This window comes from Streptomyces sp. NPDC014764 (assembly GCF_043082785.1).
GTDB lineage: Bacteria > Actinomycetota > Actinomycetes > Streptomycetales > Streptomycetaceae > Streptomyces > Streptomyces althioticus.
Window position 1 is genome coordinate 441,352 of sequence record NZ_JBIBXY010000001.1, and the last position, 19,584, is coordinate 460,935.

Sequence of the window (19,584 nt, forward strand, 5' to 3'; positions counted from 1 at the left end):
GGTCAACTGCCCAGGTAGCGGAGCACCGCCAGCACTCTGCGCGAGTAGCCCTCCCCTCCGCCCGCCAGCTCCAGCTTGTCGAAGATCGCATTGGTGTGCTTCTCCACCGCGCTCTGCGAGATGTGCAGCCGCCGGGCGATGGCCGCATTGGTGTGCCCTTGCGCCATCTCCGCCAGCACCGACCGCTCCCGCGGGCTGAGCCGGGCCAGCGGGTCGACGTGGGTGGTGCGGCCGAGCAGCTGCCGGACGACCTCCGGGTCGAAGGCGGCCCGCCCGGCGGCCACCCGCTCCAGCGCGTCCAGGAACTCGTCGACCTGGACGACCCGGTCCTTCAGCAGATAGCCCACCCCTTCCGACTCACCTGTCAGCAGCTCTGTCGCATACCGCTTCTCCACGTACTGCGAGAGCACCAGCACCCCCACCTCGGGCCGGCTCCGGCGGATCTCCAGGGCCGCGCGCAGACCCTCGTCCGTGTGCGTGGGCGGCATCCGGACGTCGGCGACCACCACGTCCGGCGGGGTCGCGGCGACCGCCTGCAGCAGCCGGTCCGCGTCGCCGACGGCGGCGAGCACCTCGTGGCCCTCCTCCGCCAGCAGCCGCACCAGCCCCTCCCGCAGCAGGATGGAGTCCTCGGCCAGGATCACCCGCACGGCAGCTCCGCGGTCACCAGTGTCGGCCCGCCCGGCGGACTGCGCACCTCCAGCCTCCCGTCGAGCGCGGCCACCCGTCTGGCCAGTCCGAACAGGCCGCTGCCCGACGCGTTCGCCCCGCCCCGGCCGTCGTCCTCCACACTCACCCGCAACGCCCCCTCCTTCGATCCGATCGCGACGACTATCCGGCTCGGCGCCGCATGCTTCACAGCGTTGGTCACGGCTTCGCAGACGACGAAGTAGACGACCGTCGCCACCGGCCGCTCCGGTTCCCCGCTCAGTCCGTACTCCACCCGCACCGGGACGGACGCCCGCTCGGCGACCGTCTCCAGCGCCGCCCGCAGCCCGGCCTCGTCCAGGGTGGTGGGGTAGATCCGCCAGGCCACTTCTCTCAGGTCGTCCAGGGCCTGCCGGCTCTCCTCGTGCGCCTGGCGCAGCAGCCGGTCCGAGCGCTCGGGGTCCTGGCTGCGCAGGGCCCGGCCGAGCAGCATGCCGAGCGCGACCAGACGCTGCTGCACCCCGTCGTGCAGGTCCCGCTCGATGCGGCGCCGCTCGTCGTTCACCGCGTCGACCACGGCCGCGCGGCTGGCGGACAGCTCGGCGATGCGCCGCTCCAGCTCCTCCTGGTGGCGAGGACCGAGCATGCGGCGGGCCAGCTTTCCCTCCAGCTCGGCGACCGCGAGTATCCCCTGCACGGTGAGGAAGAGCAGGAAAAGCCCGGCGAGGGACGTGTAGACGACCGCGCCCGTGTTCCGCACGTCGTCCACCAGCAGCCACAGGTACATCCAGGACGTGCCGTAGCCGAGGCCGACCGCCGCCGAGAGCATCACCACCGCGCCGAGCAGTCCGAGGGCCCACCGGCAGGCCAGATATTGCAGGGCCTGCGTGTCCTCGTACACGGGAGAGGTGTGGACCCGGAGCCAGACCCGCAGCCGGGCCCGCTCCAGCTCCGTCACTCTCCGCGCGCATGCGAGGACCGGGCGGAGGACGGCCCGGCGGGGCCGCGGCCAGGCCACGACGAGCAGGAGCAGCAAGCCGGCCAGGACAGTCCCGAGCAGCTCGACGACGGCCGCGGCGGCCCCCCACATGAGACCGACCGCGCACCGCACCACGCGCCGCGCCATGACTCGCATGATCGCGAGACTAGCCGGGCCGGTCGGGGGCACACACTGCGGAAAACCGCAATTCCCCCTGCAGGAAACCACACGAGTCCGTACGGGGAACCGCAGTCGATCGTGCGGCTTTCCTCAGCGACCCTTCAGCTCCGATTTCCTAGCGTGGACGACATGACAGCCATCGCAGCGCAGACGATCACGGCGGCCGCGGGTGCGGACGCCGGACCGCAGTGGGTCGACGACCTGATGGACGCCCTAGGTGCGCCCGGGGCCGGCATCGCCATCGCGCTCGAGAACCTCTTCCCGCCCATACCGAGCGAGGTGATCCTGCCGCTGGCGGGGTTCGCCGCGAGCAACGGGCGGATGGGCCTGATCGCCGTGCTGCTGTGGACCACCGTCGGTTCGGTGGTCGGCGCGCTCGCTCTGTACGGGGTGGGGGCGCTGCTCGGCCGGGAGCGGACTCTGGCGCTGGCGGGACGGCTGCCGCTGGTGAAGGTCTCGGACGTGGAGAAGACGGAGGCGTGGTTCCTGCGGCACGGGTCGAAGGCGGTGTTCTTCGGCCGGATGATCCCGGTGTTCCGCAGTCTCGTGTCGGTACCGGCCGGGGTGGAGCGGATGCCACTGCCGTTGTTCCTCGGCTTGACGACGCTGGGCAGCGCGATATGGAACACGGCGTTCGTGCTCGCGGGTTACGCGCTCGGGGACAACTGGGCGGAGGTCACCTCCGTCGTCTCGGCCTACTCCAAGGTCGTGTTGGCGGCGGCTGCCCTGGCCCTCGTCACCTTCGTGATCCTGCGCCTCCGTCGCGCCCGCAACGCAAAGAGCGATGGCCCCGCCGGCTCCGAGGACACTCCTCCCCACTCCTCTTCCACGGACACCCTCACCCTGCGCCGCCCCGACTGACGCGGCAGCCCTCGGCCCCCTCCTTCGCACCGGGGCAGCCGAAGCGAGCGACGCCACCGCACCGACCCGGCAGTCCTGCCCCACCGGCCGCCCTGTACCACCGGCCGCCCCGGCCCTGCCGTCGTGCGAGCCGGGGCTGAGGGTTCCTCACCGGGTGTCCGGGCCGGCTCCTCGCAGGAAGAGATCGACGACGTCCTGGGCCAGACGGTCGGCGGCAGCCGGGGTGCGGTCGTCCTGTGGGAAGTCCACGGTGCCGGCCAGCTCCAGGAAGGCCGTGGCGAGGAACGCAGGATCAGCCTCGCGCAGTTCACCGGTGGCCACTGCCCGGGCCATGAGGTCGGTGACCGGCTGGATGAGCCCGCGCACGTAGGCGTCGGAGACCTCGGCGCGCTGGTCGTCTTCGAGGTGGCGGATCGCGTAGTAGATCTGGTTGCTGAGCGCGGAGTTGTAGGTCCCCTGGGCATACGAGGCGGCGAGGGCGAGGAGCTTGTCGCGCAGGGTCCCGGGGGTCGCGAGTGCGGTCTGGAGGAGAGCTGAGGCTTCCTTGGTGTAGTGGTCGGCCACCTCCATGAACAGTGCGGGCTTTCCGCCGGGGAAGTGGTGGTAGAGGCTGGCCTTCTTCACGTCGACGGCCTTGGCGATGTCGTCGAGGGAGACGCCGAGGTAGCCGTAGTCGGTGAGACGAAGGGCGAATTCGTCGCGGGCGCGAGCCCGGGTGTCGGTCTGGCGGGGCATGGTGGTCAGACTCCTGTACGGGTGCGGCGGGTGAGGGTGAGGTGGGCTACGGCGGCGCCCACCAGCAGGACGACGAGAGCGACGAGGCCGCCCGACAGCAGATTCTGCTCGGCCCAGGGTGTGGTGAGCAGGCTGCGCATGGCTTCCAGCAGCGGGGTGAGCGGGTTGATGTCCGCCGCGTGGACCATCCAGCCGCCGAGCTGGTCACGTGGGACGAAGGTGGCGGTGAAGAAGGAGAGCGGGAAGAAGATCGGGGTCACGGAGCCGACCGCCGAGCTGTTGCCGGTGTGGAGACCGACCGCGGCGGCCAGCAGCAGGAATCCCGTCCCCAGCAGCACGGTGGCGCCGATGAGCGCCAGGAGGGCGGGGGCCCCGGAGACCGGATCCAGGCCGAGCAGCAGGCCGAGTCCGGTGAGGGCGGCGGCCTGCGCGGTCAGGACGGCGACGACTGCCATGACGGGGGCGGTGATGAGGGTCCAGCGACCGACCGGGGTCAGCCAGAGCCGTGCGTGGTAGCCCGAGGCGATGTCGCTCACCAGCAGCTGCCCTGCGGTGGCGCCGCCCGTGAAGGCGGTGGTGAGAAGACACAGCGGCAGGACCACGTCGATGTAGCGGCCACCGGGCGCGGTCGCGGCTGTGACCGAGGACAGCTGGCCCTCGTAGATCACCATGAAGAACGCGCTCGTGAGCAGCGGCGAGAGCAGCAGGGAGGGCGTACGGAGGCAGGACTTGAGCGAGCGGGTGGTCAGTGGCCCCAGAGCCGCCCACGGTTTCGGTGCGGCCGTCGGGGTCGCGGGGCCGGCGACAGCGGTGGTGGTGTCGGTGGTCATGCGGCGGTGGCGCCTTCCGGGGTGAGGGCCAGGCGGAGGAAGACGTCTTCCAGGCTGGGTTCGTCGACGGTCAGGGATTGGGCGTGCAGGCCGGCGGAGGCCAGGGTGAGAGCGTCTCGCCGTCGGCTCCGGGGCGGGTGAGCCGGACGCTCACCGCGTGGGGGGCGTCTTCGGGTGTGTGGAGCTGCTCGCCTCGGGCCGCGAGCAGTTCCTGGGCCCGGTCGGCGGCGGTGGCATCGCGGAAGCGCAGGGTCAGGACGCGGTCGCCGGCCTCGCTCTTGAGGACCCGTGGGGAGGCGGAGGCGATGAGGCGGCCCTCGCGGAGGATGCCGACGCGGTCGCAGAGCTGGTCGGCCTCTTCCAGGTACTGGGTGGTCAGCAGGACGGTGACCCCGTGATCGGCGGACAGTGCGCGGATCTGGTCCCACAGCTCCCGGCGGCCGGCCGGATCGAGACCTGTGGTGGGTTCGTCGAGGAAGAGGACGTCCGGGCGCTGGACCAGGGCGACGGCGAGGTCGACGCGGCGGCGCTGGCCCCCGCTGAGCTTGCCGACCGGGGTGTCCGCGAAGTCCCGCGCGTCGAAAGCGGTGAGGAGTTCGGCGCAGCGTGCGCGTGCCTGCCGGGCGGTGAGCGACTGGAGCCGTCCTTGCAGACGCAGCAGTTCGCGGGCGGACATCAGAGGGTCGAGGGCAGTGCCCTGAAGAACGACTCCGGTGCGGCGGCGGACCGTTCCCGGATCACGGGAGACGTCGGCTCCGGCGACCTGGGCGGTGCCCCGGGAGGGCCGGAGCATGGTGGTGAGCATCCGGACGGTGGTGGTCTTGCCCGAGCCGTTCGGGCCGAGCAGGCCGTAGACCTCTCCGGGGTTCACTTCCAGATCCAGCCCGTGCACTGCCGGGCGGTCGGCGAAGTCCCGGCCGAGCCCGACGGTGCGGATGGAAGGGGTGGCGGCGGCACTCATGCGCAAAACCTACCTACCAATAGGTAGGTTCCGCAACGGCACCTCTCGCCTTGAGGCGGTCATCGGACGGCGCCCGTCGCCGGAGTGCCGCGGGCGGCCCAGAGCCGAGCGGAGTTGACCGGCGCCCGCGTCCGCCCGGCCGGGTGCTCTCCGGGTCGGCCATGCGCGTCAGGTCTCGGGCTCGGCGATCCGCCTGCGTCCGGCCGACGCCGGGCTCAGGCAGTGACCCTCACTCAGGTGGCGGCCCTCACGGCCGGACATGCGGCGCAGGTCGCGAGGGCCGGCCTCTTCAATGATCAGGGAACCCACCGCTGTTCTCCGGAACCGCGGGACCCCGCGCGACGAGGGCACATGCCCGGGCGACGGGACGCCGGACCTTCCACCCGGCGGTGCGCCGGCTCGCCGCCACGCGGGGCCCGCGCCGGCGTCAGGCGGGCGGGGTCAACGAGAGCGGACGGTGCGGAGGAACTCGCGGAGGATGCGTTCGCCGGCCAGGACTCCCCGCTCGGGCAGGGCCCGGACGCCGGGGGCCGTCCAGGAATCCTCGGCCAGTTCGCCGTGGCCCGGGCGCCAGCCCAGATCGGCGGCGAGGAGCAGGTCCGCGTCGAGGAGGGAGTCGCCCGCGGCGAGGGTCAGGTCGGCGCCGGCGCGCCGGGCGACCTCCCGCATGGCCGCGCTCTTGGTGAGCGGCTTGGGGACGGCGTAGATCTTGCGGCCCTGGAGGGAGACCGTCCAGCCGCGGTTCTCCGCCCACTCCCCGAGTTCCTTCACCCACTCCTCGCGCAGCAGCTCGCGCTCCACGACGAGGTAGGCGAAGAGATCCTCGGCGGTCCGGTGCTTGCGCACCCACACGGGGTCGGCGGTGCGCAGCAGGTGGTCCTGGACCTCGGCCAGCGGGGCGCACTCGTCGGCCAGCCGGGCCTGGACACGCGCGTGCCAGTCCCGGTCGGAGACGCCGTCGACGAGCAGATGGCCGCCGTTGGCGCAGATCGCGTAGGTGGGAGGAGGACCGGGGAGGTTGATGCGCTGGTACTGCTTGCGGGTCCGGGTGGTGGTGGGGACGAACAGGGCCTCGTCGCCCAGCTCGGTCAGGAGCTGGGCCGCGGTCTCCGTCAGGTAGGACAGGGGCCGGCTCTCGTGGACCTCCACGCACAGCAGCCTGGGCGCCCGAGCGTCGGGCATGGTCAGGGCGAGTGCGGCGGCCGAGTAGATGAGGGTGCGGTCGAGGTCGCTGGCGACGATGACGGACATCAGCGGGTCACCGCCGTGCCGTCGGCGCCGGTGGCGCCCCGGGTGTAGCGGGGGTGGATCAGGCCGACGCAGGTGTAGGGCAGGTCGGAGACCTCCTCCACGGGGACCCCCCGCTGCTCGGCGAGGAGCCGGACGTGGTCGAGGTCGCTGCCGGCCCCGGCGCGGGCCAGCACCTTCCAGGGCACCCGGCGCAGCAGCACGCGGGTGGTCTCGCCGACGCCGGGCTTGACGAGGTTCACGTCGTGGATGCCGTACTCCTCGCTGATGCGCTCCACGGCGGCCCAGCCCTCCCAGGTGGGCGTGCGGTCGGCGGCGAGCAGGTCCTTGGCCTCGGCGCAGGCGGCCTCGGTGACCTCGTCGAAGCGGGCGGAGACCGCGTCGAGGAAGGCCACGGACAGGTCGGAGTCCGCGAGTTCGCGGTAGTACTTGGCGCCGTGGTAGTCGTCGGGGCCGACCAGGTCGGCGCGGAGGACGGTCCGTGAAATCAGGCCGGATACCGTGGAGTTGAGGCAGGCGGACGGGATCAGGTAGTCCTCGCGGGTGCCGTAGGTGCGGACGCAGGATCCGGGGTCGGCGAGGACGGCGATCTCCGGGTCGAAGCCGGAGACACCGTGGTCCTTCTCGAACTCTTCGACGGCTTGGGCGAGTTCACGGGTGATGGCGCCCTTGCCGGTCCAGCCGTCGACGAACACCACGTCCCGCGGGTCATGGTGGGCGGCCAGCCAGCGCAGGGCGTTGGCGTCGATGCCGCGGCCGCGGACGATGGAGACGGCGTAGTGCGGCAGGTCGAGGCCGTGGCGGTGCTGCGCCCAGCGGCGCATCAGGATGCCGACCGGCGTGCCGGCGCGGGCCAGCGACACCAGCACCGGGCGGGGTGGCCGCTCGGCGAGGACGGTCTCGGTGACCACGCCGACCGCGTGCGCCAGGCGGGCGGCCGAGGCGTCCAGGGCGTTGTGGAAGAGCTGCTGGTACTGCTCGCTGGGCTGGTACTCCACCGGCAGCGACTCGGCGTAGTGGGCTCCGCCGCTCTGGATGGCCTCCTCGCGCTCCTCGGTCGGCGCCTCCAGCGTCACGTCCGAGAGGTCCTGGAGCAGCCAGCCGACCTCCTCCGGCGCGTACGAGGAGAAGGCGGGGCCGCGGAGGGGCTCGGGCAGCATGGTGACGGGCCTTTCGGGGGCGTCCGTGACGACGGCGGGCACGTACGACGGTACGACCGCCAGGAGGACGTGCGGGGTGTGTTCGGCGAGCCGGGCGAGCAGGCCGTCGGGGGCGTGCAGCGCGGGGGTGTCGGCGACCGAGTCGACGACGGCGACCACGGCGTCGAAGCCGGCGCCGGCGACGTTGTAGGCGTAGCGCTCGCCGGGGCCGTCCGCGGGGTCGTCGTGGGCGGGGAAGACGAGGCGGGTGCGGATGGCGTAACCGGGGTCGTCGACCGCGAGGACGGGCGAGCGGGTGGTGGTGGAGTAGCGCACCTCGGCGGTGGTGGTGCGCTCCAGCTCGGCGGCGAGGCGCAGGGGGGCGTACATGAGTTCCTCGAAGCCGAGGATGAGGACGCGGTGCGCGTTCGTCGGGAGGGCGGTGGCTATTCGGGCCGCCATGGCGGGGAGGGCGTTCTCGAGCGCGGTGCGGTGGGCGGGGGTGAAGCCGTGCCGACCGCCGTCGGGGAGACGCGCGGGCCAACGCAGGTCCACTCGGGTGATGCGGTCGGACGGCGGCTGCGAGCCGGTGGGAGCGAACGGCCCCGACGGCGCCGCGGCCGTCTCGAACTGCGCAACCAGCTCCTGCCCCTTCTCCAGCACGCCGTCGGGCAGCCGCACCGTCCCCGACGCGACCGTCACCAGGTCGATCCGCGCCCCGATCTCCCGGGCGAACTCCTCCAGCCGCCCGGCGTCGGCCGCCGACCGCATGTCGACCAGGGCGACCACGACATACCGCTCCCGCGGATACCGCGCATGAAGGTCGCGCACGGTGTTCAACACCGTGTTCCCCGTCGAGAACTCGTCGTCGACCAGCACCAGCGGCCCGTTGCCGGCCAGCAGGGACGGGTCCTCAGGCAGCAGGAGGTGGGAGGTGGCGTGCGAGTGGGACTCCTCGAAGCCGCCCGCGGTGGCGACCCCGGCGACCGGGCGGCGTGTGGAGTGCAGGTAGGGCGCGCTGCCCAGGCCGTCGGCGACGGAGTGGCCGAGACCGGTCGCGGTCTCGGCGTACCCGAGCACGACGGCCTGCGCGGCCGCCGCGTCGCCCAGCAGCTCGCGCACCCGGCGGCCCAGCTCGACGCCGTGTCCGTGGACCAGGGACGGCGCCTGGGGCACGTGCTTGCCGAGGACGTTCGACACGAGCAGGTGTGCCCGCTTGGGGTTGCGCCGCAGCGCGAGCCCCAGCATGCCGCGCAGCCGTTCGTCGCCGGCCAGCTCGACGCCGAGCCGCTCGGCGACCCAGGTGCCGGACCAGGTGTTCACTCTTCTCTCCCTCTCGGTCACTCGCCGACCGTCTCGCTCGATCCGCCCAACGCCCCGCTCACTCCGCGAGCGTCTCGGCCACTCCCTCCAAGCACCGCTCACTACGCCAGACCGGCCGCGAGCAGTTCGACGAAGCCGATGTCCTCGTTGGCGACGCCGAAGACCTCGGCGCGCAGCAGCGTCCGCTCCGCCCAGGCGCGGTGCGGCTTCACCTCGTTCATCTTGTTGGTGTACGCGGACCGCAGTACACCCCCGCCGTCGCGTTCCGGCCGGAGGATGTCCTGGGCGTCGCTGAACTCCTCGTGACTGACGACGGACAGCGCGTGCACGGGCAGGACGTGGGAGGGGTGGATGCAGGTCTTGCCGAGGAGGCCGTTGGCGCGGTCCAGGGAGATCTCGCGGAGCAGGCCGTCCATGGCGTGCTCGATGAGCTTCTGACGGAGCGCGGTGGCCTCCACCTCCAGGAAGGGGCTCTGCCGCAGCTGCGGCTTGAACATGCGCTCCTGCACCCGGAAGTACTCCCAGACGGGCCCGGTCACGGTGAAGCCGGTGCCGTCGGCGCGGCCGAGCATGTTCACCACGTCGGAGATCACCGAGGCGACGACCTGGATGTCGTACGCGGTCATGTCGGGGCCGCGGCGCAGCCCGTAGGAGGAGCAGAAGTCGGTGACGCCCAGGCGCAGGGCGAGCACGCGGTCGCGGTACTTGTCGACGGCGCGGAAGATGCCTTCGAGGGTCTCGACGCGGCTTTCGCGGTAGAGCAGCTCGGGCGACTCGAGCACCGGCATGGCGAAGAGACGGCGGCCGGAGGCGGACTCGGCGGCGGTGAGCGCCTCCAGGAAGGGCAGGCCGCGCTCGGCGGTGAACTTGGGCAGCACGAATCCGGACAGCGCCGCGACGGCGGGGCCGAGCCGGCGGACCAGGTCGCCGATCTGCTCCGGCCGGCGGACCCGGACGAACAGCAGCGGCAGGTCCGCGCCGGGCCGTCCGGCGAGGTCGGTGAGCTGGCGGACCAGGTTCTCCTCGCCGGCGACGACCTCGGCGTCGCTGATGGAGTCCTCCAGGCACAGCACCATGGACACCACGCCGCGGGCGCCCTGCTTGCGGACGTCGTCGGCGAGCAGGGGCCGCGTGGCGGGGCTGTAGAGCGTGGCGCCGAGCGCCGCGGACAGCAGCCGGGCCGGGGAGTCGGCGGTGAACTCGCAGGGCTCCCGATAGAAGAGACGTTTCCGCACCTCAGGGGCGATGTGCCCGAAATGACGCATTGAACTCCCCCGTGGCTGTAGTGGACTCTGTGGAGTGCCGGAAGGTGGCCGGTAATAGTACGTAAAAGTCCTTGTCGGCGGTTCCCGCCGGGCATGAACTTCAGGTAACCCCGTGATGACGGAGCCAACCCCCCGCGTTGTCGTGACCAGGACGGAGAAGGCAGGATGACCGCATGACGCACGCGATGCTGAAGGGGTCGAACGTTCCTCTCGAGGCCACCACGGTACGCGCCGTGCTGCGCTGGTCGCCCGGGCAGGGGGTGCCGGACGTGGACGCCTCAGCGCTGCTCCTCGGTCTCGACGGCCGCGTGCGCTCCGACGAGGACTTCGTCTTCTACAACCAGCCCCGGCATCCGTCCGGGAAGGTGTGGCGGCTCGGCAAGAAGCGCGTGGCCGAGGGCCTGACCGACACGATCCAGACAGATCTCGCCGGTGTCGAGTCCGGTGTCGGCCGCATTCTGCTCGTGGCGTCGGCGGACGGGGTGACCTTCGACCGTGTGCAGGCGCTGCGCATCCTGCTGTACGACACGCAGAACCCGGACGGGGAGGCGCTGGCGCACTTCGACGTGAAGCCGGAGACGGGCCAGGAGACGGCACTGATCTGCGGCGAGCTGTACCGGCGCGGGGAGAGCTGGAAGTTCCGGGCGCTCGGCGAGGGCTACTCGAACGGTCTGAAGGGTCTGGCGACCGACTTCGGTATCTCGGTGGACGAGTCGGAGGCCGCCGAGGAGCGGGAGGCGCCGAACACGCCGGAGCCGCCCGCGCAGACGCCCGGATCCGCCTCGCCCGACGCGGTGACGCAGGCGCAGGCGCAGGCGGGGCCGGCCCCGGAGGTGTCCCGCCCGCTGCCGCCCGAGCAGCCGCCCTCGGGCGTGCCCACGCAGCCCGCGTACGGTTACCCGCCGCAGCAGCCCCCGGCCACCGCGCCCGCGCAGCCCGCCTACGGCTACCCGCACCCGACGAGCCCGCCCGCGCACGGCTACCCGGCCCCCGCGCCCGCCACGGCGGCGGCCCAGGCGGCGCAGGACCGGTACGGCTTCCCGCCGCCGGCCACGGGCGCGCCCGACCCGGACTTCCGGCTGCCGCCGCAGGGGCCGCAGTTCATCGGGCGCTAGACAGGCCGGTCGCCGGGCCGGCCGCGCCTCAGCGGTCGGCCTTCGTCTTGAAGCCCCGTCCCCATTGCAGGCCCCAGCCGTACAGCCGGTCCAGCTCGGCCTGGAAGCCGTAGACGAACCGGACCTCGCGGCGCACGAGGATCTCGTTCTTCACGTTCTCGATCAGCACCACCGCGCAGGAGCGGGCCTGCGGCTGTCGCTCGTCGAGGGAGATCTCGATGCGCGGGCCGTTGCTCGGGTAGAGCGTGACGATCGCCTTGGTGCGGTCGAAGGCGGGCGTCTGGTCGTAGATGTAGGCGAAGACCAGTAGGCGTTTGATGTTCTCCCGCTGGTCGAGGTTGACGTAGATCGTCTCGCCGGAGGCGGAGCCGAACCGGTCGTCCCCGCTGAGCTTCACGTACGGCGGACCGTTGACGTCGCCGAGGTAGCCGCCGAGGGGCTGGACCACGCCCTTGGTGCCGTCCTGCAGCTCGTACAGGCAGCCCAGGTCAAGGTCGACGTTGACCATGGACTGGCTGTGTCCGACGACATCCGGCGGCCTGAGCGCCTTGAACGGGTGGCGCAGCAGGCTCTCCCGCTGCAGGCCGCCGATGTCGGAGGTGCGCATCTGCCAGCTCAGGTTGATCCGCAGATGGCCGGTGGCCGCGCCCTGCTTGGTCAGCGACACCTGGCCGTGCCGCTTGGTCAGCTCGATGGCGTTGGTGGCCGCGTTGCCGGAGTCGAAGTCGTCGTTCCGGCCGCGCCGCAGTCCGTCCAGTAAACCCATTCCCGCCCCAAGTCCACTCGTCGAACCCCCGCCGGTGGCCGCGGGGCGCCGGTGCTCCGCACGGCCGACGGGGCGGCCTGCGAGGACTGCTCCTCGTGGCCGCCCCGTCGAGAGCGTTCCTCACCCGGAGGGCTGTCACACCCCGGACACGACCTCTGTCTTGTCGTCCGCCTGTCCCTCGGCCTCCGCGAGGCGCTTGTTGCGGCGCACGGAGGACCAGAAGGAGGCGCCGATCAGGACGACGCCGATGAGACCGGTGACGATCTCGTTGATCTCGTACTGGATGGTGACGAGCAGGATCATCGCCAGGGCGCCGATCGCGTAGTGCGCGCCGTGCTCCAGGTACACGTAGTCGTCCAGGGTGCCCTGGCGGACCAGGTAGACCGTGAGCGACCGGACGTACATGGCGCCGATGCCGAGGCCGAGCGCCATCAGGACGATGTCGTTGGTGATGGCGAAGGCGCCGATGACGCCGTCGAAGGAGAAGGACGCGTCCAGGACCTCGAGGTAGAGGAACATGAAGAACGCGGCCTTGCCGGCCAGGGCGATCGCCGACTTGGGCTTGCCCTCACGCGCCGCCTTCTCCTCCTCCTCGTGCTCGTGTTCCTCCTCCTCTTCGAGCTTGTCCTCGAAGTAGCCGGAGAGCCCGCCCACGATCATGTAGGTGATCAGACCGGCGATACCGGCCAGCAGCACGGTCTCCGCCTTGTCCACGTGCGCGCCGCCGTGCTGGTGGGCGTGGGTGGCGAAGGTCATGGCGGAGATCAGCAGGATGATCAGCGCGATGCAGACCGACAGCATGTCGACCTTGCCGAGCTTGGCCAGCGGCCGCTCCAGCCAGGACAGCCACTTGATCTCCCGGTCCTCGAAGATGAAGTCGAGGAAGATCATGAGCAGGAACATGCCGCCGAAGGCCGCGATGGCCGGGTGGGCGTCGGTGACGAGCTCCTGGTACCGGTCCTTGTCGCTGAGCGCGAGGTCGACCGCCTCGATCGGACCGAGCTGGGCACTGACCGCGACGATGACGACGGGGAAGACCAGCCGCATGCCGAAGACGGCGATCAGGATGCCGATGGTGAGGAAGATCTTCTGCCAGAAGGCATTCATCTTCTTCAGGATTCCGGCGTTGACCACCGCGTTGTCGAAGGACAGCGAGATCTCGAGGATCGAGAGGATCGCCACGATTCCGAAGGCGGTCCACCCCCCGAAGAGGAATGCTGCGACCAGGCCGAGCGCGGTCACCGCGAACGACCAGCCGAAGGTTTTCAGAACCACTGGCTACCCCATGTGTGTGTACGGGTCTCCCCCGCCGCCGTGGCGGCTTTACGAAACGTTGACCCCGAAGTCTAGAGCGATGCCCCGCAGACCCGACGCGTACCCCTGCCCTACTGCACGGAACTTCCACTCGCCCTGGTAGCGGTAGAGCTCACCGAAGATCATCGCCGTCTCCGTGGAGGCGTCCTCGCTGAGGTCGTACCGGGCGAGCTCCTGGCCGTCCGCCTGGTTCACCACGCGGATGAAGGCGTTGCTGACCTGGCCGAAGGCCTGGCCGCGCTCGTCCGCCATGTGGATGGACACCGGGAAGACGATCTTGTCGCACTGCTGCGGCACCTTGGAGAGGTCCACCAGCAGGGACTCGTCGTCGCCCTCGCCCTCACCCGTGAGGTTGTCGCCGGTGTGCTCCACGGAGCCGTCGGGGCTCGTCAGCTGGTTGTAGAAGATGAACCACTCGTCCCCCATGACCCGGCCGCCGCTGCACATCAGCGCACTGGCGTCGAGGTCGAAGTCGGCGCCCGTGGTGGAGCGCGCGTCCCAGCCGAGCCCCACCATCACCTGCGTGAGGTTGGGTGCGGCCTTGGACAGAGAGACATTTCCCCCTTTGGCGAGCGTGACGCCCATGATGCTGGTCCCCCTCCGGGTGGTGTTTCCAGGTGGTCCTGCGCTCCCCCGCGAGGGGGCGTCCCCGGGCGCCGCGCGTGGAGTGCGCGCGGCGCCCGGGCGGCGGCCGTACGGGACGGCCGCTCGGGTCTGTACCCGGGACGTGCCCGGCTCAGACGTTCACGCCGAAGTCCTGCGCGATGCCGCGCAGGCCCGAGGCGTAGCCCTGGCCGATGGCGCGGAACTTCCACTCCGCGCCATGGCGGTACAGCTCGCCGAAGACCATCGCGGTCTCGGTCGAGGCGTCCTCCGACAGGTCGTAACGGGCGATCTCGGCGCCGCCGGCCTGGTTGACGACGCGGATGAACGCGTTGCGCACCTGGCCGAAGGACTGCTGGCGGTTCTCGGCGTCGTAGATGGAGACCGGGAAGACGATCTTCTCCACGTCGGCCGGGACGGCGGCCAGGTTGACCTTGATCGCCTCGTCGTCGCCCTCGCCCTCACCGGTGGTGTTGTCACCGGTGTGCTCGACGGAGCCGTCGGGGCTCTTGAGGTTGTTGAAGAAGACGAAGTTCGCGTCGCTGGCGACCTTGCCCGAGCTGTTCAGCAGGAGGGCGCTGGCGTCCAGGTCGAAGTCGGTGCCGGTCGTGGTGCGGACGTCCCACCCCAGTCCGACGATGACCGCGGTCAGGCCCGGCGCCTCCTTGCTCAGCGATACGTTGCCGCCCTTGCTGAGGCTGACTCCCACGAGTCCTCCCTTGGTGTCCCGGGGGCGGGATGCCCCGTTGTGCATGGATGTCGGATCAACGAGTCGATCCTAGTGACGGGTTCCCCGGACCCGCAGGCCGTGGGGACGGACGATCACAGGGTGTCGAGCGCCGCGAGGTACTCGCCGGCGTCACGGGCTTCCGCCATCGCGCTGCTCACGGTCGCGCGGACGACGCCCTGCCGGTCGATCACGAAGGTGCCCCGTACGGCGCAGCCCTTGTCCTCGTCGAAGACGCCGTAGGCGCGCGAGACGTTGCCGTGCGGCCAGAAGTCGCTGAGCAGCGGGAAGGGAAGATCCTCCTGCTCGCCGAAGACGCGCAGGGTGTGGATCGAGTCGTTGGAGACGGCGAGCACCTCGGCGTCGCGCTCGGCGAACTGCTCCAGCCGGTCGCGGATCTCGCTCAGCTCTCCGGTGCAGACACCGGTGAAGGCGAACGGGTAGAAGAGCAGCACGACGTTCTTCTGCCCACGGAAGTCGGACAGACGCACCGGGGCGCCGTGGTTGTCCTTGAGTTCGAAGTCGGGGGCCTGCGCTCCGACCGGGATCGTCATCGTCGTCCTCGTCCCTCCGGGGTGGTGCCGTGCGGCCACCCTACGCAGGCAGGACGAGGGCCCCGCGAACGGGCCGACGCGTGCGGCGCACGCCGCCGCCGGCCCGTCCGGGGGTGTGTCACCGCTTCGACTTGGCGGCCTTCGGGGTCGCCAGCCGGCTGCCGCTCCAGTCCTTGCCCACGCTGACGCTCTTGGACGCCGTCAGGCCGGCCGTGGTGGCGGCCTCCGAGATGTCACTCGGCTCGACGTAGCCGTCCCGGCCGGTCTTCGGCGTGAGCAGCAGGATCGCGCCGCCCTCTTCGATGTACGTGGTGGCATCCACCAGCGCATCCGTCAGGTCGCCGTCGTCGTCGCGGAACCACAGCACAACGGCGTCAGCCACGTCGTCGTAGTCCTCGTCGACAAGGTCGCTCTCGATGACGCCCTCGATGGCCTCGCGGAGCTCCTGGTCGACGTCGTCGTCGTAGCCGATCTCCTGGACCACCTGCCCGGGCTGGAACCCCAGCCTGGCGGCAGGGTTCGTCCGCTCCTCCGCGTGGTCCGCGGTCGCGCTCACGGGTTGCCTCCTGATCATGTCTTGGGAATATCTCAGCCACGCGCGTGCGCGAAGCATTGGCCGTAGTCCACACGGGCGGGACGGATCGCGCAAGTACCCGGCCGTACGGACCGCCGAAACGGTGACGATCCTGGCCGGGTCACCGCAACTCCAGGCACCCCGTCTCCGTCAGCAGTGATGGACACCACACCTTTGTGCCCCGTTTGGGCGTTTGGGAACCGTCTGTGGGTACGAGACTCGCATGTACTCGCCCCTTGGATCACCGTACCGGCCGCGCCGGGGGATTACCTCTCGGTAGAGATGACGTCCGCGGCCGCGAGGTGGAGCATGGGAGCGGCGCACACCGGGCCGTGGCGAGCGAGACGGCGGCCCATTCACGGCCCTCTGACAGGTAAGGAACAGCGTGGCTTCCGCATCCGATCGCAGCCCGATCATCATTGGCGGCCTTCCGAGTCAGGTTCCTGACTTCGACCCCGAGGAAACCCAGGAGTGGCTCGACTCCCTCGACGCCGCGGTCGACGAGCGCGGCCGGGAGCGGGCCCGTTATCTGATGCTGCGGCTGATCGAGCGTGCCCGCGCCCGACGCGTCGCCGTGCCCGAGATGCGCAGCACGGACTACGTCAACACGATCCCCACCCGTGCCGAGCCGTTCTTCCCGGGCAACGAGGAGATCGAGCGCAAGATCCTCAACGCGACCCGCTGGAACGCCGCCGTGATGGTCTCGCGCGCCCAGCGCCCGGGCATCGGGGTGGGCGGCCACATCGCGACGTTCGCGTCGTCCGCGTCGCTGTACGACGTGGGCTTCAACCACTTCTTCCGCGGCAAGGACGAGGGCGACGGCGGCGACCAGGTCTTCTTCCAGGGGCACGCCTCGCCGGGCATCTACGCCCGCGCGTACCTGCTGGACCGGCTGAGCGAGCAGCACCTCGACGGGTTCCGCCAGGAGAAGTCGAAGGCGCCGTACGCGCTGTCGTCGTACCCGCATCCGCGGTCGATGCCGGACTTCTGGGAGTTCCCGACGGTGTCGATGGGCCTCGGCCCGATCGGCGCCATCTACCAGGCGCGGATGAACCGCTACATGCACGCGCGGGGCATCGCGGACACCTCGAAGTCGCACGTGTGGGCGTTCCTCGGCGACGGCGAGATGGACGAGCCGGAGTCGCTGGGCCAGCTGAGCATCGCGGCGCGCGAGGGCCTGGACAACCTGACCTTCGTGGTCAACTGCAACCTGCAGCGGCTGGACGGCCCGGTACGGGGCAACGGCAAGATCATCCAGGAGCTGGAGTCGGTCTTCCGCGGCGCCGGCTGGAACGTGATCAAGCTGATCTGGGACCGGACCTGGGACCCGCTGCTGGCCCAGGACCGTGACGGTGTGCTGGTCAACCGGATGAACACCACACCGGACGGCCAGTTCCAGACGTACGCCACCGAGTCGGGTGCGTACATCCGTGAGCACTTCTTCGGCGACGACCACCGGCTGCGCGCGATGGTCGAGGGCATGACCGACGACCAGATCCTGCACCTGGGGCGCGGCGGCCACGACCACCGCAAGATCTACGCGGCGTACAAGACGGCGGTGGAGCACAAGGGCCAGCCGACGGTCATCCTGGCGAAGACGATCAAGGGCTGGACGCTGGGCCCGAACTTCGAGGGCCGCAACGCCACGCACCAGATGAAGAAGCTGACGGTCGACGACCTGAAGCACTTCCGGGACCGGCTGCACCTGCCCATCCCGGACAAGGACCTGGAGTCGGGTCTGCCGCCCTACTACCACCCGGGGCCGGACTCGGAGGAGCTGCAGTACATGCACGACCGCCGCCGTTCGCTCGGCGGGTACGTGCCGACCCGGGTGGTGCGGGGCAAACCGCTGGCGCTCCCGGACGACAAGACGTACGCGAGTGTGAAGAAGGGCTCGGGTCAGCAGTCCATCGCGACGACCATGGCCTTCGTGCGGCTCCTCAAGGACCTCATGCGGGACAAGGAGATCGGCCGCCGCTTCGTGCTGATCGCGCCGGACGAGTACCGCACGTTCGGCATGGACTCGTTCTTCCCGAGCGCGAAGATCTACAACCCGCTCGGCCAGCAGTACGAGGCGGTGGACCGGGAACTGCTGCTCGCCTACAAGGAGTCGCCGCAGGGTCAGATGCTGCACGACGGCATCTCCGAGGCGGGCTGCACGGCCTCGCTGATCGCGGCCGGCTCCGCGTACGCCACGCACGGCGAGCCGCTCATCCCGGTGTACGTGTTCTACTCGATGTTCGGTTTCCAGCGCACCGGCGACCAGTTCTGGCAGATGGCCGACCAGCTGGCGCGCGGTTTCGTGCTCGGCGCGACCGCGGGCCGCACCACGCTGACCGGTGAGGGCCTCCAGCACGCGGACGGGCACTCGCAGTTGCTCGCCTCGACCAACCCGGCGTGCGTCGCGTACGACCCGGCGTTCGGCTTCGAGATCGCGCACATCGTGAAGGACGGGCTGCGCCGGATGTACGGCTCGTCGCAGGAGCACCCGCACGGCGAGGACGTCTTCTACTACCTGACGGTCTACAACGAGCCCATCCAGCACCCGGCGGAGCCGGAGAACCTGGACGTAGAGGGCATCCTGAAGGGCCTGTACCGCTTCAGCGAGGGCACCTCGGGCTCGCTCCCGGCGCAGATCCTTGCGTCGGGGGTCGCGATGCCGTGGGCGGTCGAGGCGCAGAAGATCCTCGCCGAGGAGTGGAACGTCAAGGCGGACGTCTGGTCGGCGACGTCCTGGAACGAGCTGCGGCGCGACGCGGTGGAGTGCGAGGAGCACAACCTGCTGCACCCGGAGGAGGAGCAGCGCACCCCGTACGTGACGCGCAAGCTGGCGTCGGCGCAGGGGCCGGTGGTGGCGGTGTCCGACTGGATGCGGTCGGTGCCGGACCAGATCGCGCGCTGGGTGCCGGGGACGTACCAGTCGCTGGGCGCGGACGGGTTCGGCTTCGCGGACACGCGCGGGGCGGCGCGGCGCTTCTTCCACATCGACGCGCAGTCGATCGTGCTGGCGGTGCTGACGGAACTGGCGCGTGAGGGGCACCTGGACCGCTCGGTGCTGAAGCAGGCCCTCGACCGGTACCAGCTGCTGGACGTGGCGGCCGCGGACCCGGGCGCGGCGGGCGGCGACGCGTAGCGCCTGCGGCGGGGGCCGGGGGACGCCACCCGTGGCGGTGGGGCGGCCGCGGGTGCGCTCGGGCCGATGGCACAGTTCCCCGCGCCCCCGAGGGCCGTCCCACCGCCGGCCCGTGAGCGCGGGGAACGTCAACGCGCGCCCGTGGGGCGGAGCTTCAGCAGTGAGGGGGCCTCCGGCCGGTTCGCCGGAGGCCCCCTCGCTGCTGCTGTATACCGGGTCAGAACATGCCGGTCCCCATGGCGCCCGCCCCAGCCAGCCAGATGACTGCCAGGAGCGTGTCGATGGCACCGAGGACCAGGGCGATCAGGGCCGGAACCGAGCGGGAACCCGCCCAGCTGCGGCCCATGGCCAGCCAGCCGCACACCATCGCCGCCGGCCCGAGAACGATGCCCAGGACGAAGAAACCGGCGACGGCGCAGATGGCTCCGATGATCCCGAGCGTCGCGCGATCCGGCCCTCCCCCAACCTCGGACCCGCTCGGTCGGGGGGACCCCCATCGTGACCACGTCCGGCCACTGGTGCGGGGGTGCCTGCGCGTTCCGTGTCCGAAGCTCGCCATCATCAACTCCCTGATGGGTTGGTTGACATGGCGGGTACCCCCGCTTACGTCCTGGATTCCTTCCGTCCTG

18 protein-coding genes are annotated in these 19,584 nt (G+C 70.9%); 3 read left to right on the forward strand and 15 right to left on the reverse strand.

Features of this window, described 5'->3' with window-relative positions; translation table 11 throughout:
* Nucleotides 1-2 precede the first annotated feature (2 nt).
* The gene (locus ACF1AG_RS02045; RefSeq protein ID WP_359601038.1) at nucleotides 3-650 is read right to left on the reverse strand and encodes a response regulator transcription factor; all 648 of its coding nucleotides are present in this window, start codon (nucleotides 648-650) and stop codon (nucleotides 3-5) included.
* Entirely contained in the window at nucleotides 641-1,783 is a 1,143-nt protein-coding gene (locus ACF1AG_RS02050; protein ID WP_359601039.1) for a sensor histidine kinase, read from the reverse strand. The genes ACF1AG_RS02045 and ACF1AG_RS02050 overlap by 10 nt, the downstream gene beginning before the upstream one ends.
* Nucleotides 1,784-1,936: 153 nt before the next feature.
* Here ACF1AG_RS02050 and ACF1AG_RS02055 point away from each other — a divergent pair, with 153 nt between their 5' ends.
* Entirely contained in the window at nucleotides 1,937-2,668 is a 732-nt protein-coding gene (locus ACF1AG_RS02055) for a DedA family protein (RefSeq protein ID WP_387794630.1), read from the forward strand.
* Nucleotides 2,669-2,815: 147 nt separating this feature from the next.
* Here ACF1AG_RS02055 and ACF1AG_RS02060 read toward each other — a convergent pair whose 3' ends face one another.
* The 6 genes from ACF1AG_RS02060 to ACF1AG_RS02085 form a co-directional block, all read right to left on the reverse strand.
* On the reverse strand, nucleotides 2,816-3,403 hold the full coding sequence (locus tag ACF1AG_RS02060; protein ID WP_191880710.1) for a TetR/AcrR family transcriptional regulator: 588 nt from the start codon (nucleotides 3,401-3,403) through the stop codon (nucleotides 2,816-2,818).
* A gap of 5 nt (nucleotides 3,404-3,408) precedes the next feature.
* Nucleotides 3,409-4,233, reverse strand: a complete 825-nt coding sequence (locus ACF1AG_RS02065) for an ABC transporter permease (protein WP_391809203.1) — start codon at nucleotides 4,231-4,233, stop codon at nucleotides 3,409-3,411.
* A gap of 70 nt (nucleotides 4,234-4,303) precedes the next feature.
* Nucleotides 4,304-5,194 carry an ATP-binding cassette domain-containing protein gene (locus tag ACF1AG_RS02070; RefSeq protein ID WP_359601043.1) on the reverse strand — a complete coding sequence of 297 codons (891 nt, stop codon included), beginning with the start codon at nucleotides 5,192-5,194 and terminating at the stop codon, nucleotides 4,304-4,306.
* Between the two features lie 441 nt (nucleotides 5,195-5,635).
* On the reverse strand, nucleotides 5,636-6,445 hold the full coding sequence (locus ACF1AG_RS02075) for an HAD family hydrolase (protein ID WP_359601044.1): 810 nt from the start codon (nucleotides 6,443-6,445) through the stop codon (nucleotides 5,636-5,638).
* A complete protein-coding gene (locus tag ACF1AG_RS02080) occupies nucleotides 6,445-8,904 on the reverse strand; it encodes a phosphoribosyltransferase (protein WP_359601045.1) in 2,460 nt (819 codons plus the stop codon). Before ACF1AG_RS02080 ends, ACF1AG_RS02075 begins: the two co-directional genes overlap by 1 nt.
* Nucleotides 8,905-9,005: 101 nt before the next feature.
* Nucleotides 9,006-10,169: an HpcH/HpaI aldolase/citrate lyase family protein gene (locus tag ACF1AG_RS02085; RefSeq protein WP_359601046.1), complete on the reverse strand. Its 1,164-nt coding sequence runs from the start codon at nucleotides 10,167-10,169 to the stop codon at nucleotides 9,006-9,008.
* Between the two features lie 173 nt (nucleotides 10,170-10,342).
* Between ACF1AG_RS02085 and ACF1AG_RS02090 the strand changes: the two genes are divergently transcribed.
* Nucleotides 10,343-11,284: a TerD family protein gene (locus ACF1AG_RS02090; protein WP_359601047.1), complete on the forward strand. Its 942-nt coding sequence runs from the start codon at nucleotides 10,343-10,345 to the stop codon at nucleotides 11,282-11,284.
* Nucleotides 11,285-11,312: 28 nt separating this feature from the next.
* Here the strand turns inward: ACF1AG_RS02090 and ACF1AG_RS02095 are convergent, their stop codons facing one another.
* The 6 genes from ACF1AG_RS02095 to ACF1AG_RS02120 all read right to left on the reverse strand — a co-directional run bounded on the left by ACF1AG_RS02095 (nucleotide 11,313) and on the right by ACF1AG_RS02120 (nucleotide 15,804).
* On the reverse strand, nucleotides 11,313-12,050 hold the full coding sequence (locus tag ACF1AG_RS02095; protein WP_359601048.1) for a Tellurium resistance: 738 nt from the start codon (nucleotides 12,048-12,050) through the stop codon (nucleotides 11,313-11,315).
* A gap of 135 nt (nucleotides 12,051-12,185) precedes the next feature.
* The gene (locus tag ACF1AG_RS02100; RefSeq protein ID WP_359601049.1) at nucleotides 12,186-13,325 is read right to left on the reverse strand and encodes a DUF475 domain-containing protein; all 1,140 of its coding nucleotides are present in this window, start codon (nucleotides 13,323-13,325) and stop codon (nucleotides 12,186-12,188) included.
* A gap of 48 nt (nucleotides 13,326-13,373) precedes the next feature.
* Nucleotides 13,374-13,949 carry a TerD family protein gene (locus tag ACF1AG_RS02105; RefSeq protein WP_359601050.1) on the reverse strand — a complete coding sequence of 192 codons (576 nt, stop codon included), beginning with the start codon at nucleotides 13,947-13,949 and terminating at the stop codon, nucleotides 13,374-13,376.
* A 151-nt stretch (nucleotides 13,950-14,100) separates the two neighbouring features.
* Complete coding sequence (locus ACF1AG_RS02110; protein ID WP_359603388.1) at nucleotides 14,101-14,676, reverse strand: calcium homeostasis/redox stress adaptation protein; 576 nt, start codon at nucleotides 14,674-14,676, stop codon at nucleotides 14,101-14,103.
* A gap of 113 nt (nucleotides 14,677-14,789) precedes the next feature.
* Nucleotides 14,790-15,248: a peroxiredoxin gene (locus tag ACF1AG_RS02115; RefSeq protein ID WP_359603390.1), complete on the reverse strand. Its 459-nt coding sequence runs from the start codon at nucleotides 15,246-15,248 to the stop codon at nucleotides 14,790-14,792.
* A 118-nt stretch (nucleotides 15,249-15,366) separates the two neighbouring features.
* Nucleotides 15,367-15,804 carry a DUF3052 domain-containing protein gene (locus ACF1AG_RS02120; protein ID WP_031018687.1) on the reverse strand — a complete coding sequence of 146 codons (438 nt, stop codon included), beginning with the start codon at nucleotides 15,802-15,804 and terminating at the stop codon, nucleotides 15,367-15,369.
* A gap of 403 nt (nucleotides 15,805-16,207) precedes the next feature.
* Here ACF1AG_RS02120 and aceE point away from each other — a divergent pair, with 403 nt between their 5' ends.
* A complete protein-coding gene (gene aceE / locus ACF1AG_RS02125) occupies nucleotides 16,208-18,955 on the forward strand; it encodes a pyruvate dehydrogenase (acetyl-transferring), homodimeric type (protein WP_359603392.1) in 2,748 nt (915 codons plus the stop codon).
* Nucleotides 18,956-19,172: 217 nt separating this feature from the next.
* On the opposite strand, the gene ACF1AG_RS02130 is transcribed toward aceE, so the two are convergent.
* Nucleotides 19,173-19,517, reverse strand: a complete 345-nt coding sequence (locus ACF1AG_RS02130; RefSeq protein ID WP_359603394.1) for a small hydrophobic protein — start codon at nucleotides 19,515-19,517, stop codon at nucleotides 19,173-19,175.
* Nucleotides 19,518-19,584 lie beyond the last annotated feature (67 nt).

Excerpts from the sequence above, each read along its gene's own strand:
- ACF1AG_RS02050 (WP_359601039.1), bottom strand. The coding sequence starts at position 1,783 with ATGCGAGTCATGGCGCGGCGCGTGGTGCGGTGCGCGGTCGGTCTCATG.
- ACF1AG_RS02055 (WP_387794630.1), top strand. The coding sequence starts at position 1,937 with ATGACAGCCATCGCAGCGCAGACGATCACGGCGGCCGCGGGTGCGGAC.
- ACF1AG_RS02060 (WP_191880710.1), bottom strand. The coding sequence starts at position 3,403 with ATGCCCCGCCAGACCGACACCCGGGCTCGCGCCCGCGACGAATTCGCC.
- ACF1AG_RS02065 (WP_391809203.1), bottom strand. The coding sequence starts at position 4,233 with ATGACCACCGACACCACCACCGCTGTCGCCGGCCCCGCGACCCCGACG.
- ACF1AG_RS02070 (WP_359601043.1), bottom strand. The coding sequence starts at position 5,194 with ATGAGTGCCGCCGCCACCCCTTCCATCCGCACCGTCGGGCTCGGCCGG.
- ACF1AG_RS02075 (WP_359601044.1), bottom strand. The coding sequence starts at position 6,445 with ATGTCCGTCATCGTCGCCAGCGACCTCGACCGCACCCTCATCTACTCG.
- ACF1AG_RS02085 (WP_359601046.1), bottom strand. The coding sequence starts at position 10,169 with ATGCGTCATTTCGGGCACATCGCCCCTGAGGTGCGGAAACGTCTCTTC.
- ACF1AG_RS02090 (WP_359601047.1), top strand. The coding sequence starts at position 10,343 with ATGACGCACGCGATGCTGAAGGGGTCGAACGTTCCTCTCGAGGCCACC.
- ACF1AG_RS02095 (WP_359601048.1), bottom strand. The coding sequence starts at position 12,050 with ATGGGTTTACTGGACGGACTGCGGCGCGGCCGGAACGACGACTTCGAC.
- ACF1AG_RS02105 (WP_359601050.1), bottom strand. The coding sequence starts at position 13,949 with ATGGGCGTCACGCTCGCCAAAGGGGGAAATGTCTCTCTGTCCAAGGCC.
- ACF1AG_RS02115 (WP_359603390.1), bottom strand. The coding sequence starts at position 15,248 with ATGACGATCCCGGTCGGAGCGCAGGCCCCCGACTTCGAACTCAAGGAC.
- ACF1AG_RS02130 (WP_359603394.1), bottom strand. The coding sequence starts at position 19,517 with ATGATGGCGAGCTTCGGACACGGAACGCGCAGGCACCCCCGCACCAGT.